Genomic DNA, 14,790 nt, shown 5'->3' with positions numbered 1-14,790 from the left:
GGAAAAAGGAGGGAAATTTCACTTCAATGACCGTAAATAAGTCAATAAATATGATAGAAAAATTGCAAGAGCGATTGAATCACCAGTTTACGGCTTTGGAAGAAGACATCCTTCATCTTATAAGAGAAGAACTGTTGTCATTAGAAATTACGCCCGAACCTTTTCGTACGGTAAGGCACGTTTGGGACGATATAGAGCTGTATTCTTTCGATGAAAATTTGTCCAATCGATGCGAAGAGAAAATACAAGCGTTTCTTTACGAGCTACTCGCTGATTGTGTGAAAGAATTAGGAATGGACGAAGTACGTACGTATCTCATAACCCAAGGGTGGCCAGATGAAGTAGAAGAAATGGACATGGAAGACCTTATTTACGAGGTAAATGAGCTATTAGACTGGGAAATCGCAGAAATCACATTGGATTTGCTCGAGCATTTTGGCCAGTATGAATTGTCATTTCTCTATCGCAAAGAATATCCGTTTCAACAGTTATGTAAACAAATAGAAAAACCAGTGGATTTGCATTTTTTGAGCGACTCTCTATCTTCTTGGTTGTTTGAGAGAAAAGAACAAATAAAAAAACAACTACAAGAGGAAAACGGGGAAGTGCTATTAGACGGTTCATCAGAGATAACGGTCACTTGGAAAGAAAAATTAGTACGAACATTTTTTGACACAATAGATGTGGAACATGTGGCAAAAGTAGTTAAATATGTAGAAGTGGAATTGACGAACGAAATAAAAACTCGCTTTCAAGCCTTCCTTGCCCTTCGCCAAACATCTGTGTGGAAAGCTTGTGAATCCATTATTGATCAACACGTAGGCATATGGCTCCATGAAGTAAAAGAAGAAGCGGAAGCTCTGTACAATGAGTGGGATAGCCTTTGTCGCTTGCTCGAGAACAGTTGTTCTAAAGAGATGATAATCGTTCTTGATAAAATGCGGCGCTATCCGACTTTTATTAAAAAAGTAGATAAAAAGCGAAGAACGAAAGAGGAGTACGAAGCGATTTTATCTAAAATTGCATATGCGTATGTACAGTTGTTAAACGAAAAATATCAATGTTCGATCAAATGGAACCCTCAAAAGATGAACCGCTGGTTGAACACGTGGTTTACATCAATGGAGGAATTTGAACGATCGTTTCTTCATTCTAAGGAGTTTAACCGCCACTTAAAAGCGATAAGCAAGCAAATTTTTGCGCATCCATTATCACTTTCAGCTCCATCCGCGCACAAAAAATATATCGTCCATGTCGGTCCGACTAATTCTGGCAAGACATACGACTCGATTCAACGATTGCTTCAAGCAAAAACAGGAATGTATTTAGCTCCATTGAGATTGCTTGCGTTAGAAAAATTTGAAGAGATGCGTGCGCATGGCATTGCATGTGCGTTAATCACAGGGGAAGAAAGAAAAAATGTACATGGCAGTACCCATATAAGCGCAACGGTCGAGTCGGTGAATGTCACCGATGAATTCGATGTTGTTGTTATTGATGAATGTCAATTATTAGCGGATGAAACGAGAGGGGCTGCTTGGGTTAAAGCAATTGTTGGGGTGAACGCGAAAGAAATTCATTTGATTGCTGCACCGTATGCTGTTGACTTTCTTCAAACGCTTTTAACTTATCATCAGTTTGACTTTGAAGTGATCGAACACGAACGTACCACCCCACTCATTTGGGAAGAGGAGTCTTTTTCTTTTCCAAAAGACTTGCAAAAAGGAGATGCACTTATTGTTTTTTCAAAAAAGAAAGTTCTCCATGTTGCCGCTTTGCTTGTAAAACAAGGATATAGCGTTTCTGTTTTGTACGGAAGCATGCCGCCAGAAACAAGGAGAAAACAAGTCGGGCAATTTCGGAAAGGGTTAACCGATATATTAGTAGCAACCGATGCCATCGGAATGGGGATGAATCTTCCTATTCGAAGAGTCATCTTTATGGAAAGTGAAAAGTTTGATGGGAAAGCCGTTCGTACGTTAAAAGCAGAAGAAGTGCAACAAATCGCAGGACGGGCAGGAAGAAAAGGGATATATGAAGAAGGATTCGTTCGTGCTATGAGGGGTAGGAAGAAAATAAAAACGTTGCTAGAGACACCAGTCGCTCCTATTGAATATAGTTTTCTTCCTATATCTATCGAATCACTGAAAAAGTTTCCTTATGAATCATTCGATTTATTCAAACGGGCATGGGGCTTTTATCAAAACGAATTAAAAGAAACGCCTTATCGTGTTCATGGGGTAAGCGAATGGGAAAGAAAAATGTCTGTTTTAGAAAAAACATTGAAAGAGATGAAGATCGAGCTTCCTCTTTGGAAAAAATTATCTTTCTGTTTCGTTCCGTTTTCCATCGAAGAAACGACGATAACGGATTGTTGGTTAACGATGATTAGAGAATATTTGACGGAAGGGAAAGTAAATAGGCCGCCTATCCTTACGTCAGTCGATGCAATTGATGAATTGGAAAACAGCTATAAAAAGCTCATGTTATATACGTCATTTGCTTATTCCCAATCCTTGTCTTTTAACGAAGAAGAGGTTTTTGTGCTGAAAGAAGAAATTTCTGAAAAAATATTTGAAGTACTATCTAAACATTTGATACGCTATATGAAAAAATGTAAAATTTGCGATCAAGCATTGCCATGGGATTTTCCGTATCCTCATTGCCATCATTGTCATGAATATATGTATGATGAGATGTATTTTTAATTCGCTGTTCATCTTTCTATATAACTGTAGTTGAGCAATTTTAATTACAATAATTACCATGTAAAAGAGACAAACAGGGTACCCCTTATGCCACGTGGAGCTGTTTTTTCACGGTATCAATGGGAATATTTTGTTTCGCTGCACGGTAAATGAACTCCACGAGGCTATGTCCTTTTCTCTTGCGCAGAAGATCGAGCCCATCAGAAAAATCGCTGTTCGACTCGAACATGCTGTACACGTAAGCAAGCTGCACCAAGATCCAGTAGCGTTTCACCGCCCGACGTCCGCGAACGCGGTATCCATCGAGTTTCAGCTGGTCTTTCGCTTGACGGAAAAAACATTCGATCGACCAACGCTGGGCATAGTAGCGCAAGATCTCTTCATCGCTTAGATCCCGGTCGGTGCTCAAGACGCAGTGAAGATGTTCCGATGTCATCGGCTGATCGGCTTTCCAAGCGAGCAGCACCACGGCATCATCGAGACCTTTGAGAGAGCCTTCGTAGCGATACACGCGATAACGCTCTTCTCCCACCGTGACGAGGTGAGTGTCTTTCGGTTCGATGTAGCGGGCAAACTCCCTCACCTGAACCGCAATGCCTTTTGGATAAAGAAGCCGATTGGCCTTGAGCATTGCGATTACGTGGAATCCCTTTTTCAGACAAGCTTCCACGAGCGTTTGCGATGGATACCAAGAGTCCATCAGCACATAAACAGGACGGTGTACATCCAAAGAAGAAAGCATCTCGATCGCGAGTTCCCCCTTGCTTTTCCCAGCCGCCTTGTCGTAGAGGCGGAACGCAAAGGGAAAAGCCTGGGTCATCGTATGAACCATGAGCCAAACAAGAGAATGTCCCCAGATCGACTTTTTCTCTGTGTGAGAATAGTGCCAATCACACCCTTGAATGGCGTGCGTTGCCCGTGACGAAGGCTTGGTTTTTTGGCAGATCGTATCATCGATCGAAACAAAAAGGGGTTGATTCTCCTGTTTGGCGATGCGTTCGACACGACGAAGCATCCACTGTTGGAGTTTGCGAAGCAAGATTTCTTCATCCCAAGGGCTTTTCGTGAAAAAATGGCTCAGTGTCGTTCGATGGTTGGGATGAAAGCTCTCATGATGCAGATCGGTCAAGGTTCCCACAAATCCTTTCGTTGTCAGCGCATCGATAATATGAACGAGATGCTTCATGACCGGCTTAGAGAAATAAAGGGCCAGCCCCAACATTGCGAAAAACTTGTCGATTCCTTGGTGATGTGGCAGTCTATTCATGAGACATGAACCTCCTTGAGAATGGTTTGGTGACACATCTATTCTAATCAAGGAATCGGGTTCATGTCTCTTTTTTTGTTTGGTTGTAAATTTATGTTAGCGAATTTGCTCATCTACAGTATTTATATAAAGGAGAATGCTATGATGCTAGAAAATGTAAACGTATTATTGTTTGATTTTACGAGGGAAAATTTGGATGAACATGAAGAAGCTAAAGTAAATTTAACTTCAGGTAAGAATGTTTTAGAAGACCTCATTCAATTTGAAGATGGTGAATTTTGTGAATCACCCTTTGTTCAGTGCATACAAATACCAACTGATGATCCTTATAACCAAATTCCGGATGAACAGATGAGTGATATTCTAGGAATAGAAAAAAATAATCTTTTATACTATCGGATTTTTATTAGTTCCTTTAAAAAATCCTATTCATTTACACATGGTTATTTAGATGAAGGAGCAAAGGATATAAAAATTTTGGCAAATAAAAAAATGATTGAAGAAAATTTTCCTATCTTTGAGATACGTTATAAAGTTGGGGAAAAATGGTCATCTTGGCAAGCAATTGCTGGGAAATTTATTGTTGCTCACGATTATAGATTTGGTCCCGGAGGGGTAAGGGAAGTTTATAGTTCAATAACTGAAAGGGAAATATCGATTATTAAACAAAATTTTCAAATTAGGTATAGTGGCAATACAGTGAATGAAATTTTTGTTTGCGTGCCTGGCACGCCCCGAAGTGTGTCGAAGATTGTTAGAATATCGGAAAAAGAGAGTCCGTAATTCCAAAAAGTCACTCGGCTCTCTTCTTGTTTTTATTCAGAAAATTCTGTTTGAATTCTTGGTTTTTCCTCTTTCATTCCGCTTTAATAAAATCGTATCTATATCCTTTCAAAAATTTCCTCAATGACAAAAGATACCTCGATTTGAAAATGGATTTTATGTTTAAGCAATTGTTCGGCCACCCAAGCCGAAAGTGAATTACGATCGCGCTTTTGAACGGGATTTTAAACCACACGGGCCGCGATCGGATTGTCGATGTGCAATATGAAAACACCGAGCTTCCAAAAGGACGGTATTGATTTGTACATTAATTATACGGGAAACAAAAAGGGAAAATCATGAATAAGATTGACAACATTGTCGGCATTTATTCGTGTGATGTGCTGTCTTTCGATTCGCTGAATGAGGAAATCTAACGGCAAATTGAGCGCGATGGAATAATGATTTATGAGAAGTCTCTATCTTGAATTATGTCTTTGCTTAAATAATATGCTCGGACGGCGCGCATCTGCACCGCCCGCTTCACTGTTCATAAAAAAGAATCGCTTTCGTGAACTCGGTAAAGTCGATTAGATGGTGATCAAGTATTTTTTGCAAAATTGTCAAATTAATTTCCTGGTAGTCGTGAACGGAGATGTTTCTAAATCCGACCATCGCTTTCATTTTTTGTGAAAGAAAAGGAGTGATGATGTCGTGCTGTTCTAAAAGAGAAAAAGCGTCTCGACTGTTTTGGGGGAGGTCTAGCTTTTTCTGTGCGACCATGTGCATCGCCAGGTCGATGCTTGCTTCACATGCTCGTTGGAGATTTAAGATAATGGAGTCTTGCTACGTGTAGTTTTCTAAATTTTTCGGGTTGTTCTCATATTCTTCGTGAATGCGCTTTATGCACCGCTCGATCACGCTAATTTTATTTAAAATGACATCATTTTTCATAAACCGACCCGCTTTCATTAATGTTTCGCAAGATTTCCGTGCGTTCTTCATTCAATTTTGCGTACATCTTCAAGGCTCTCCATTCATATTCGGCTTTTTTCTGTTCATTTGTACAATAGATGACTTTGCCGTTACTGACCACTTGCGCCTGAAACACGGTGCTTGCTTGTTTGAGGTCCACAAGATCGACGTCCCGGTGCAGCCTGGATGCCAATTCTTGCGCAACCATAAATCGCTCATAATGATCCAATTGTTTTTGGTCGCTGAGAAAAGCGATATCAATGTCGCTGTCTTGATGAACATGTCCTGCAACCGTTGATCCAAACAAATAAATCAAATATGGGGACACCGTTTCGGTCAACACTTCAATAATGATTGGCTCGATCTGTTCAGTCAACACTGCCCCTCCTTTTCTTCGCCCCAATCCGGGCCATTTTCTTTCATTATATTACTTTTTATTTCCTGCCTCAAACTTTGCGTAAAAGCTAAGGTGGTTCTTTGAGCCCACGCAAATCAAAGGATTGATAAAATTTGACTCCTTCGTTAAAATGAAAATAACCAATCAACCATTTAAAACGAAATGCTTATTTAACAACATTTTCTGGGGTTTTTATCTTAACTACGAGGAATTGAAACTGATAAATTCCCAAAACAAGGAAGAAACTTAGGATGTTTTTATCTTAACTACGAGGAATTGAAACATTAGCAACGCAGTGAAAATGACAACGTTAAGCGCGTTTTTATCTTAACTACGAGGAATTGAAACCCATAAACTTTATATACTTTCATTTCAATCCCTCCAAGTTTTTATCTTAACTATTAGAAATTGAAAACCTCTTAGATTGGCGTTCCCTGTTTCAGCTAGGTGCGTTTTTATCTTAACGATGAAGAAAAATTTTAAACCAAAAAGCACGGCCTATGCGGTCGTGCTTAATCAATTTTTTATGGTTAAGGAAACGGATGTAGCGCTGAAACATCCATGAGCCAGCGATGCCTTTGTTGAAACATTTGTATTGACCGCTCCTTATTTATGTGCGGTGAAACAGCTTGCACGTCTCTGTATTTTTTGCTTGCAAACGATAGAAAGAAACGAAGAAGCCCATTCTTCATTTCGATCACGGTGGCATAATCTGATGAAGTGGTATCAACACGATTTAAAAAAACAAGGGATCATCCAAGAAGAAGTTTATTAACTTTCTGGTTAATATATTGTCTACATGAGCGCTTACTAGGCGCTCATTTTATTTACTGATAAGCGATCAGATCAGGAAATTCAATTTATTTCCAAAATTAATTGTGTGCATACCACAAAAAATACTAAAATAGAAAAAAATAAAATTGGGCTTGACAAATTAAAATTAACTTAATGCAATGCTACTGATCTTTAATACAAAAACCTCACTCAGGAAGCATTAATTTATTTCATAAACAAATTAATTTTGAGGATGTTGAATTAGTTGATGACTTGCGGAAAAAAATAGCGTATTTCTTCCAAGATTTAAATTTAATAGAGACTTTAACAATTAGAGAAAACCTTCAAATTATCTCACTTATAAACAGCCAGCCTTTAGATAACGAAAAACTAAATAAATACAGCAGGCAAATACAAATGGAAAACAAGTTAGATATTCCAGTAAATAATCTCTCTGGTGGTGAAAGACAACGAGCAGCTTTTTTAAAAGTATTGGTATTTGAATATCCGCTTATTTTATTGGATGAGCCAACGAATAATTTAGATGAAGAGAATATTCAAATCATAATGGATATTTTATCTAGTATAAAAAAAGATAGGGTCATTATAGTAGTAACCCATTCAAAATTTGTTGTGGAAAAGTCAGACAAATCATTTGATTTTATTCAATTAAATAAAGGATTGAAAGAACTATGTTAAAACATGATTCGGTTTTTTATTATATAAAGCAAAAATATTTAAAAAGTTTAAGAAAGCTTGCGATACTAAACTTTTTATTACTAATATTGATTATATTTTCGATCTTTACAGTATTTATTTCTGCTGAGAACATCCATAATAATATATTAAATAATGATAAATTATCAATGGTACTGATCAATGGATATACAGAAACAGGAGAATTTGAGTACGATACTAACTTAATTTTAAATTTGCCTCATGTTAAAAATCTTACCTATGATTATGAAATTCCTCTTATTTATTCGTCGGAAAAAGAGGAGGTAGAGTTTTTAGATTGCTTGCCTCTTAATGAAACTACTAGAGAAGCAATTAGTTTTGACGAACAAGTTGATGACAATGCTTTAGTGCTGCCAGAACATTTTAAAAATCAAACATTAATTATTTCTGATATGAATCACAAGCCCGTTAAAACTACAAACTATTATTATGAAGGATCAGGCACATATTTTCTAAAGGATAAATGTTATCTCGCTCAACCTTTATATAATAAAATGTTGGCAACAATTAATAGCAGTAACTATTCAGGTGTTAAATCACTTATTGTGAACTTAGAAAAAACAGAATATATATATGATTTTGTCAAATCCTTTCATGAAATGTTTAATGAAGATGAAGTTTATGTATATTATCAATCTGAAGGATTGGAGAACTTAGTACAAAATTCGAAAGTCTCTTTTCATTTGCTTTTGTTTTTCCAGCTAAGCTTACTTATTGTAATTGTCATTGTATATAAAAACAGCTTAAATTCTCTCATCAAGTTAATAAATCGTGATTTACTGTCTCTCTATTTAAACGGAATGTCTAGCAAAGAAATCACATCCCAGTTTTATAAAACAATCGAATCAGGAAACAAAAAAGTTTATATTTTCTCTTATGGAACGGTTATTTTATTTGCTATTCTTCTTTCTAAGGCGCTAAATAATGAAATATTAATGATAATTACCGTTGGTTTATTAATACTATTAAGTTTATTCATTTTACTAAATAAATTGTTTGTAAAGTATGTTATTTCTAGTATATTAGCGAAGGAACTATCAAACGAGAATATTGTTTCTCAGCTGCGTAACTAGTCTTTAATCAAGTAACATTTAGAATGACAACGGGGACGACTAACCGTTGTCATTTTTTAAATCCAATAATTTTTAACATTCCACTTTTTCTGATAGCACATGCTGCAAATTTTCATTTATCTGAAACAGAAAAATCGTGTGTAACTGGACCGTTGCAGACTAGAAAATTGCGCCACCAATTAGTCCATATGATTGTGTCAAAAGGGAAATAGAAAAGAGCCACATTGCTTCCCCTTCCTTTGTAGAATTTACAATGGACAAACATAAGGAGGAATGCAACAATGGCTTTACCGCAAATGATGTAGTGTCAAATAATCCACTTATCTATTTTCTAATTCAGGATCTTTAATTCTTTACAACTCTTCTCGATTTCTGTCCGAATAAAAAGTCCTAAAAACAAGCCTTTGATCAGTAAGAATACTGGAATCATTGACATTCTTCTTTATAAAAATAATGAAAATTTGTCGTCGACCTCTAATCGTGCAAAAATCCCGGGGGATCGACGACTCTTTTAAAATTCAATTGAGCCCACGCAAATCAAAGGATTGATAAAATTTGACTCCTTCGTTAAAATGAAAATAACCAATCAACCATTTAAAACGAAATGCTTATTTAACAACATTTTCTGGGGTTTTTATCTTAACTATAAGGAATTGAAACTTTTTCTTCACAAATAATTTCATTTTCTTCTATAGAAAGTTTTTATCTTAACTATAAGGAATTGAAACCTCCCCCGACAATTTACCTGCTTCATACATCAATTCAGTTTTTATCTTAACTATAAGGAATTGAAGCTGCATTCGAACCATACGACCACAAAATTAAGGTTATCGTTTTTATCTTAACTATAAGGAATTGAAGCTTTTTTGTGGAAAGGAGCTTTGATATGCCGACAGGTTTTTATCTTAACTATAAGGAATTGAAGCAGGTTGTCCACTTTCACACCTTGTTTCTCGAGCCATCGTTTTTATCTTAACTATAAGGAATTGAAGCATTTCATAAATTCTTCTCTGGAACGTCCTGATCGTTCGTTTTTATCTTAACTATGAGGAATTGAAGCACGATCAGATTCCGGGCAATATTACGGTGCGCGCGGTTTTTATCTTAACTATGAGGAATTGAAACTTACGAGGATGGCTATGGAAACTGTCGCGACTTGCGTTTTTATCTTAACTATAAGGAATTGAAACCACCTTTATAGCCAGACTGGTTATCAACTCTTAATTGTTTTTATCTTAACTATAAGGAATTGAAACAAGCTCACCCGTGGACCGAACTTTGTCTCGAATTTAGGTTTTTATCTTAACTATAAGGAATTGAAACTCTGATTTTTCATATCCATGAATTGCAACGACTTCGTTTTTATCTTAACTATAAGGAATTGAAACATTGCTGGCCGGTTCATGTCTTTCGCGGAATACCGTTTTTATCTTACCTATAAGGAATTGCAACACCAAACTAAAGGCCTTTACGTTTGATGCCTACCAATTGCTCGCTTTATAGACCCCGCTGTTAAAAATAAGGAATAAAAAACTTTGAGGCGGTCATAAGATACATTTGAGATATAAAAATATTGTGCCGATATGATGTTCAAAACAGTAAAATTGATGCAGGTATTTGCTTAAGAAATATGATCAAGGTGTTTCCTTGTCTTCTAGATACAGGCATGGCATCACGATCCCCATAAATGTAGATGTAAATCCTGCTGGGAAGTTTGAAAATTGGCCATTTCCTTCATGATTAGACGGATGACCCCCATTCCAATGATGAAAGAGCTGTTTAAGGCGCCACACCCTGTTCCAGTGAAAGATGCGCTGCAAATTAAAGGTTTGGATGACGGTACGGTTGCCGCTTTGACAGAAAAAGATTGTTCAAAAGAATGCTACTGGATGTACTTGTTAGCCAATGGCGATTCAGCTCCAACCTTCTTGTTCTGGCTTCTCTAGATGAAAAAGCTCATTTCATCCATCCTGCTGAGAGCTTTGTGGTGTGCATTTCATTTGTGAAACGATTTCATTGAATGGTGACCCATATTTTTTTGAAGCTTTTATTCGCCTTTTTCCTGCAAAAAATTTGTTAATCCTTATTGTTTAAAGAAGGAAAAATTACCCCTTTGTCGAATGGAGTAAAAGAAGAGAGGTAAATGCCGAAACTTAAGCAAATTTGTTGCGTTTACGGTTCAAGACTTATGAAAAACCGAATCAACAGCAGGTTAGAAATTGTCGTGCCTCATTCCCAAATGTAAACGGTGAAGGAGAACAAAATGTTTTCAGCATTATGAGTGGCAACAAGGTTGTTCAAAAACTAAGCTATATAGGGGGGGTTGAAAGTCGAAAAAGATGAAAAATATTTAAGGGCGAAAAAAAGAGTGGAAAATTTGAAAGCCTTTTATATGCATTTCATTTCTTATGTTTTAGTGAATTCTATGCTTTTTCTTTTTAACTTAATTTCGGATCCCGGTAATTGGTGGTTTCAATATCCGCTTTTTGGCTGGGGGATTGGACTTTTAGTACACGGCGCCTCAACGTTTGCATTTGGCATATTCGGGGAAGAATGGGAAGAAAAAAAGATAAAAAAATATATGGAAAAAGACAGGTAGAACATTTTAAAAGCGTTCGGAATCGAACGGTTTTTTGTGGAGAGTATTAAAATGGAACATCTAAAAGATGCACCCTGTGAGATGCATTTCAAACATTACAGTATGGAGAGTTGAATTATGTTTCGTCTATTTCATAAGCGGTGCTTTTTGTGTAAGCGAAAAACAAAAACTTACTATCATTATGTAGACCATAACGGAAATAGTATGAAAGTTTGTCCGGAATGTGCAGTATATGCAGAAAGAAGGGCATTTAGAAAAAAAGTGTAGGCACCTTTTGGGAGGTGCTTTTTCTTTTCCTTCAAAACTCAACTTCAAAGGAGGGAGCTCTTTGTTAAATACTGCACAAGCAACGGGTAAGAGCAAGAGCCCAAAACGCTGCTAAAATCGATTGGAAACCGCTGCAGAATCAATGTTGAAGCGAACAGCAGCTGATAAATTAGCCAAAATCAAGTTTAGTAACCTATAAAATAATTATGTAAACTAATATAAAAAAGTGTCGACTCATTCATCATATGGATATAAATGGATGTATTGCAACTGATGGGGATTAACTCAAAGTATGGATATTGTTGGGCAAACAGGTTGGAATGGGTTGATAAAAAGAAAGCTTTCTGATCTTGGAGGATGGCGAATCAGAAGACGAAAAATTCCTTTTGTATACATTGAAACATCCAGAGGGCACAAAAATCCTTTGTTCACAATAAACGCATCGACATTTTGCAAAGGAATAGTTGCTTGATCCGAATCGGCTTATGGTGTCTCGAATGAAAATCTGAACATTAGTGTACTTTTGAAATGCGAAATAATGATGGAACCTCTTGAGGTTATGGCGTTAAGGGAATTTAAACAAAACAACGCCCCCCTTAATAAAAGAGGGCGCATTGTAATGTCATTTAGCAGCACTTAGAAGGGTATCCTGGATCAACAATTACGTTTCTTGTAATTGGTCTATAAATATGTCTAGGAACATTGACAATATTGAAACGATTAATCCTTACAATTGGATGAATATAAGGAACTACACGTGGAATAAAACGGTCGCGAACCACATGTTTAGGCGGACAGATAATGGGTCTAGTATGACCAAACATTGGAAACTCACCTCCTAGAATATCTATATACATTAAATGTATTAGCAGGGCTTTTTGAAACGGACAAATATCACAAGTTATATAAAAAATTCATCTAATTGTAAAACATTGTAATATTTGGTATCGGAAGAGCATTCATAGTACGCATTTTGAAGAAAAATTTTTGTTCGATGTGTTGACGTTAAAAGACGTCCAGATATCCCGCTTTATGTAGAAAGCTAAATTTGGAATGATCGGGATCAAATCCATTTGCCAGCTGCTGGAACAAAAAGAGTTCAGCAACAGAAGAGAAAATGAACTGTTATTATGTTTACTAAGGACAGGAGAAACTCATTAAGTGAGGGGCTATAAGTTTTCGTGTAACCGATTTATCAGCTCCATCAGAGCGGGGTATTATGATTTAAACGGCAAATTGCTAAATGTGAACGGCTCATTTCTTTGTTCTACAAAAGCACAGATCCAACGCTTTTATGCCATATTATGCAAAAAATTGCTATGGGGACTTCCCAACTTTTTAACAGCAGCATTGGAATTCCACTTCTTTCAAATAATTGCTTAGAGAGAAAAGCTATCGTCTAAAACAGCATTTCTTCTGTTAAGAAAAACGGTAAGCTGCTTTATTTTTAGCCTGCTGAAACAACCTATACAAGTTGTGAAATAGGGTTTTAACATGTTACCGTACATTCGTCAGGATGGCAACCCTTAACCCTTCACATTTTAACATGTTACTGCACATTCAAAAAGGACTGTTTCCCGGGGTGGATCGGGACTGTATAATTGAAATCAATCTGTAATTAACAAATCAACGACCGGTGAGGCAGAATTTTTTTGCCTAAATTCATAAAAACATAAATTTCTACTTGACAGGTAGGATTAATATGTTTTAATATAATGTTAAATTTACTGGAAAATTAAAAACGCCGACTGGTTCACTAGAGGCTCCATTCAAGATGGATTTTCTTGATTTGGGAGCCTCTTAGTTTTTAAATTCGCAGCAGGAATATAAATGATCCGTGTAAGGCACAGAGGATGAAATAGTCTTAACAAGATCAGACTTGCACTAAGAAAGCTGGTGCAGCGAAATCGGATAACCATTTAAAAAAACGTAAAAATTTTATGATAAGGAGAGGATCACATGAGTAACCTTCTTCGTCAGGCTGTAGAAATCAGAAGAAAAAAATTGATCAACAAACTGATTGTCTTAAATGCATTTAAGAATGAGGAGCAGCTTTGCAAATTAACGTTATCAGAATTAGAATATGAATATAAAAAAAACCAAAGGGATTCCCATCCGCATAGTGAAACAGGGTTGATTCGTTGGACGAGCAAAAAATTATAATTTTCATCAAAAAAATACGCATGATTCTTTTAAACCCGTACATTGGAAAGGGAAGGACAGTGAATTCTCCTCAAAGCATGGGTAAGTGAACTGAATTTTCCAAAAGGCCTTCAACCCTTCTCAATTATTCTGCTAGTGATTTGCAAATCAAAACGCTATGGAAAATTCCAAAAATTTTGAATGAGGATTTATCGAAAACGAAATTTTACGCAATAGCTTTTAGTAAAAATTTCTATCTGCTTTTGCACCTTTAAATACTACTATATAGATAGTATTAGTATGATTTAATAAACTACCAGCTGAATTATTTGAGGCTCTTGATTCGAGATAGGAGGAAATCTTGATTTAAGAGCCTCTTAGCTTTTCATTTTAGTGTAAGGATTATAGATGCCGATTGAAACAGCGTTCTTCATTTTCGCTAAATCCGCCTTTAAATTTTTAACATATATAGATGCCGATTGTGCCATAGGAAAAATAGAAAAAATGTACATATGGAGCTCGGTTATGCAGAAGGGGGGAATAAGGCTTCAAAGGCTATTGCAAAGCACAAAATGGCGTCCTCAAACAGTTTAAAGATTTTGTAAAACTGAGAGGGGAAGCCGTTTTCATCATCGGCAGCCTGAAACAAATGCAGATCAGCTTGAGTTTGAAAATGAACATTAAAAAATCGCAAACTCGCGTTATTAGATAGAAAATAACAAACAAGAACTTTCAACGACTAATGTCATGAAGTGTCAACCATTACATAAAAAATAGGGGGAATTTTCCGGCAAAAACCATGAATTTCAACCTTACAGTTTTGGCTTCATTGGCCAGACATTGAGAAAAGGATAAACTTTTGATCAATCAAGTTCGGTTTTTGCTTCGTTTTCAGATCAGCACACTGAGATGTGATCTATCTACTCCGGTTTTGACCGAAAATAGCAAAACAAAAAACAAAGTTCATTTGATCTTCTAGCAGCTGTATGGCCTGCTGTTTATATGAATTAGACGTTTAAATTCTGACAACATTGAAGTTTGTGACAGCTCGCCATTACGGAAAGGCGTAACGGAAAAAAACGCTTAGT

The 14,790-nt window shown here is 36.6% G+C and carries 10 protein-coding genes, 3 pseudogenes and 1 CRISPR repeat array; of the genes and pseudogenes, 9 read left to right on the top strand and 4 right to left on the bottom strand.

The window, feature by feature from the left end; all coding sequences use genetic code 11:
* Positions 1-26: 26 nt before the first annotated feature.
* Complete coding sequence (locus NSR00_RS04815; RefSeq protein ID WP_094245900.1) at positions 27-2,708, top strand: helicase-related protein; 2,682 nt, start codon at positions 27-29, stop codon at positions 2,706-2,708.
* Positions 2,709-2,793: 85 nt separating this feature from the next.
* On the opposite strand, the gene NSR00_RS04810 is transcribed toward NSR00_RS04815, so the two are convergent.
* Positions 2,794-3,975: an IS701 family transposase gene (locus NSR00_RS04810; RefSeq protein WP_340787361.1), complete on the bottom strand. Its 1,182-nt coding sequence runs from the start codon at positions 3,973-3,975 to the stop codon at positions 2,794-2,796.
* Positions 3,976-4,119: 144 nt separating this feature from the next.
* Here NSR00_RS04810 and NSR00_RS04805 point away from each other — a divergent pair, with 144 nt between their 5' ends.
* The 3 genes and pseudogenes from NSR00_RS04805 to NSR00_RS04795 form a co-directional block, all read left to right on the top strand.
* Positions 4,120-4,758, top strand: a complete 639-nt coding sequence (locus tag NSR00_RS04805) for a hypothetical protein (protein WP_340787359.1) — start codon at positions 4,120-4,122, stop codon at positions 4,756-4,758.
* A 149-nt stretch (positions 4,759-4,907) separates the two neighbouring features.
* Positions 4,908-5,045 (top strand): annotated as a pseudogene (locus tag NSR00_RS04800) (PD-(D/E)XK nuclease family transposase); the annotation flags it as partial.
* 7 nt (positions 5,046-5,052) lie between these two features.
* Positions 5,053-5,174 (top strand): annotated as a pseudogene (locus NSR00_RS04795) (nucleotidyltransferase domain-containing protein); the annotation flags it as partial.
* 106 nt (positions 5,175-5,280) lie between these two features.
* Here the strand turns inward: NSR00_RS04795 and hepT are convergent.
* Positions 5,281-5,691 (bottom strand): annotated as a pseudogene (hepT, locus tag NSR00_RS04790) (type VII toxin-antitoxin system HepT family RNase toxin).
* Positions 5,681-6,088 (bottom strand): type VII toxin-antitoxin system MntA family adenylyltransferase antitoxin, encoded by a 408-nt coding sequence (gene mntA / locus NSR00_RS04785; protein ID WP_111646590.1) that lies wholly within the window; start codon positions 6,086-6,088, stop codon positions 5,681-5,683. The pseudogene hepT and the gene mntA overlap by 11 nt, the downstream one beginning before the upstream one ends.
* A gap of 990 nt (positions 6,089-7,078) precedes the next feature.
* Here mntA and NSR00_RS04780 point away from each other — a divergent pair.
* The 4 genes from NSR00_RS04780 (at position 7,079) to NSR00_RS04765 (ending at position 11,293) form a co-directional block, all read left to right on the top strand.
* Positions 7,079-7,582 (top strand): ATP-binding cassette domain-containing protein, encoded by a 504-nt coding sequence (locus tag NSR00_RS04780; protein WP_340789149.1) that lies wholly within the window; start codon positions 7,079-7,081, stop codon positions 7,580-7,582.
* Positions 7,576-8,694: a hypothetical protein gene (locus tag NSR00_RS04775; protein ID WP_340787355.1), complete on the top strand. Its 1,119-nt coding sequence runs from the start codon at positions 7,576-7,578 to the stop codon at positions 8,692-8,694. The genes NSR00_RS04780 and NSR00_RS04775 overlap by 7 nt, the downstream gene beginning before the upstream one ends.
* Positions 8,695-9,324: 630 nt before the next feature.
* Positions 9,325-10,146: direct repeats of the CRISPR family, unit length 30 nt; unit sequence GTTTTTATCTTAACTATAAGGAATTGAAAC.
* A 269-nt stretch (positions 10,147-10,415) separates the two neighbouring features.
* Complete coding sequence (locus tag NSR00_RS18040) at positions 10,416-10,640, top strand: hypothetical protein (RefSeq protein ID WP_445659554.1); 225 nt, start codon at positions 10,416-10,418, stop codon at positions 10,638-10,640.
* A gap of 377 nt (positions 10,641-11,017) precedes the next feature.
* Positions 11,018-11,293 carry a 2TM domain-containing protein gene (locus tag NSR00_RS04765; protein WP_066251567.1) on the top strand — a complete coding sequence of 92 codons (276 nt, stop codon included), beginning with the start codon at positions 11,018-11,020 and terminating at the stop codon, positions 11,291-11,293.
* 893 nt (positions 11,294-12,186) lie between these two features.
* Here the strand turns inward: NSR00_RS04765 and NSR00_RS04760 are convergent.
* The gene (locus tag NSR00_RS04760; RefSeq protein WP_082829623.1) at positions 12,187-12,384 is read right to left on the bottom strand and encodes a hypothetical protein; all 198 of its coding nucleotides are present in this window, start codon (positions 12,382-12,384) and stop codon (positions 12,187-12,189) included.
* A gap of 1,135 nt (positions 12,385-13,519) precedes the next feature.
* Here NSR00_RS04760 and NSR00_RS04755 point away from each other — a divergent pair.
* Entirely contained in the window at positions 13,520-13,723 is a 204-nt protein-coding gene (locus tag NSR00_RS04755; RefSeq protein ID WP_094245891.1) for a Fur-regulated basic protein FbpA, read from the top strand.
* The last annotated feature ends 1,067 nt before the right edge of the window (positions 13,724-14,790 follow it).

Source organism: Aeribacillus sp. FSL K6-8394 (assembly GCF_038008865.1).
Lineage (GTDB): Bacteria > Bacillota > Bacilli > Bacillales > Aeribacillaceae > Aeribacillus > Aeribacillus composti.
Note: the sequence above shows the minus strand (reverse complement) of the source record. Positions and strands in the feature narration are given on the sequence as shown.

What these genes read in the sequence shown, in the direction of transcription:
- NSR00_RS04775 (WP_340787355.1), top strand. Translation starts at nt 7,576, where the DNA reads ATGTTAAAACATGATTCGGTTTTTTATTATATAAAGCAAAAATATTTA.
- NSR00_RS04810 (WP_340787361.1), bottom strand. Translation starts at nt 3,975, where the DNA reads ATGAATAGACTGCCACATCACCAAGGAATCGACAAGTTTTTCGCAATG.
- NSR00_RS04815 (WP_094245900.1), top strand. Translation starts at nt 27, where the DNA reads ATGACCGTAAATAAGTCAATAAATATGATAGAAAAATTGCAAGAGCGA.
- NSR00_RS04760 (WP_082829623.1), bottom strand. Translation starts at nt 12,384, where the DNA reads ATGTTTGGTCATACTAGACCCATTATCTGTCCGCCTAAACATGTGGTT.
- NSR00_RS04805 (WP_340787359.1), top strand. Translation starts at nt 4,120, where the DNA reads ATGCTAGAAAATGTAAACGTATTATTGTTTGATTTTACGAGGGAAAAT.
- NSR00_RS04755 (WP_094245891.1), top strand. Translation starts at nt 13,520, where the DNA reads ATGAGTAACCTTCTTCGTCAGGCTGTAGAAATCAGAAGAAAAAAATTG.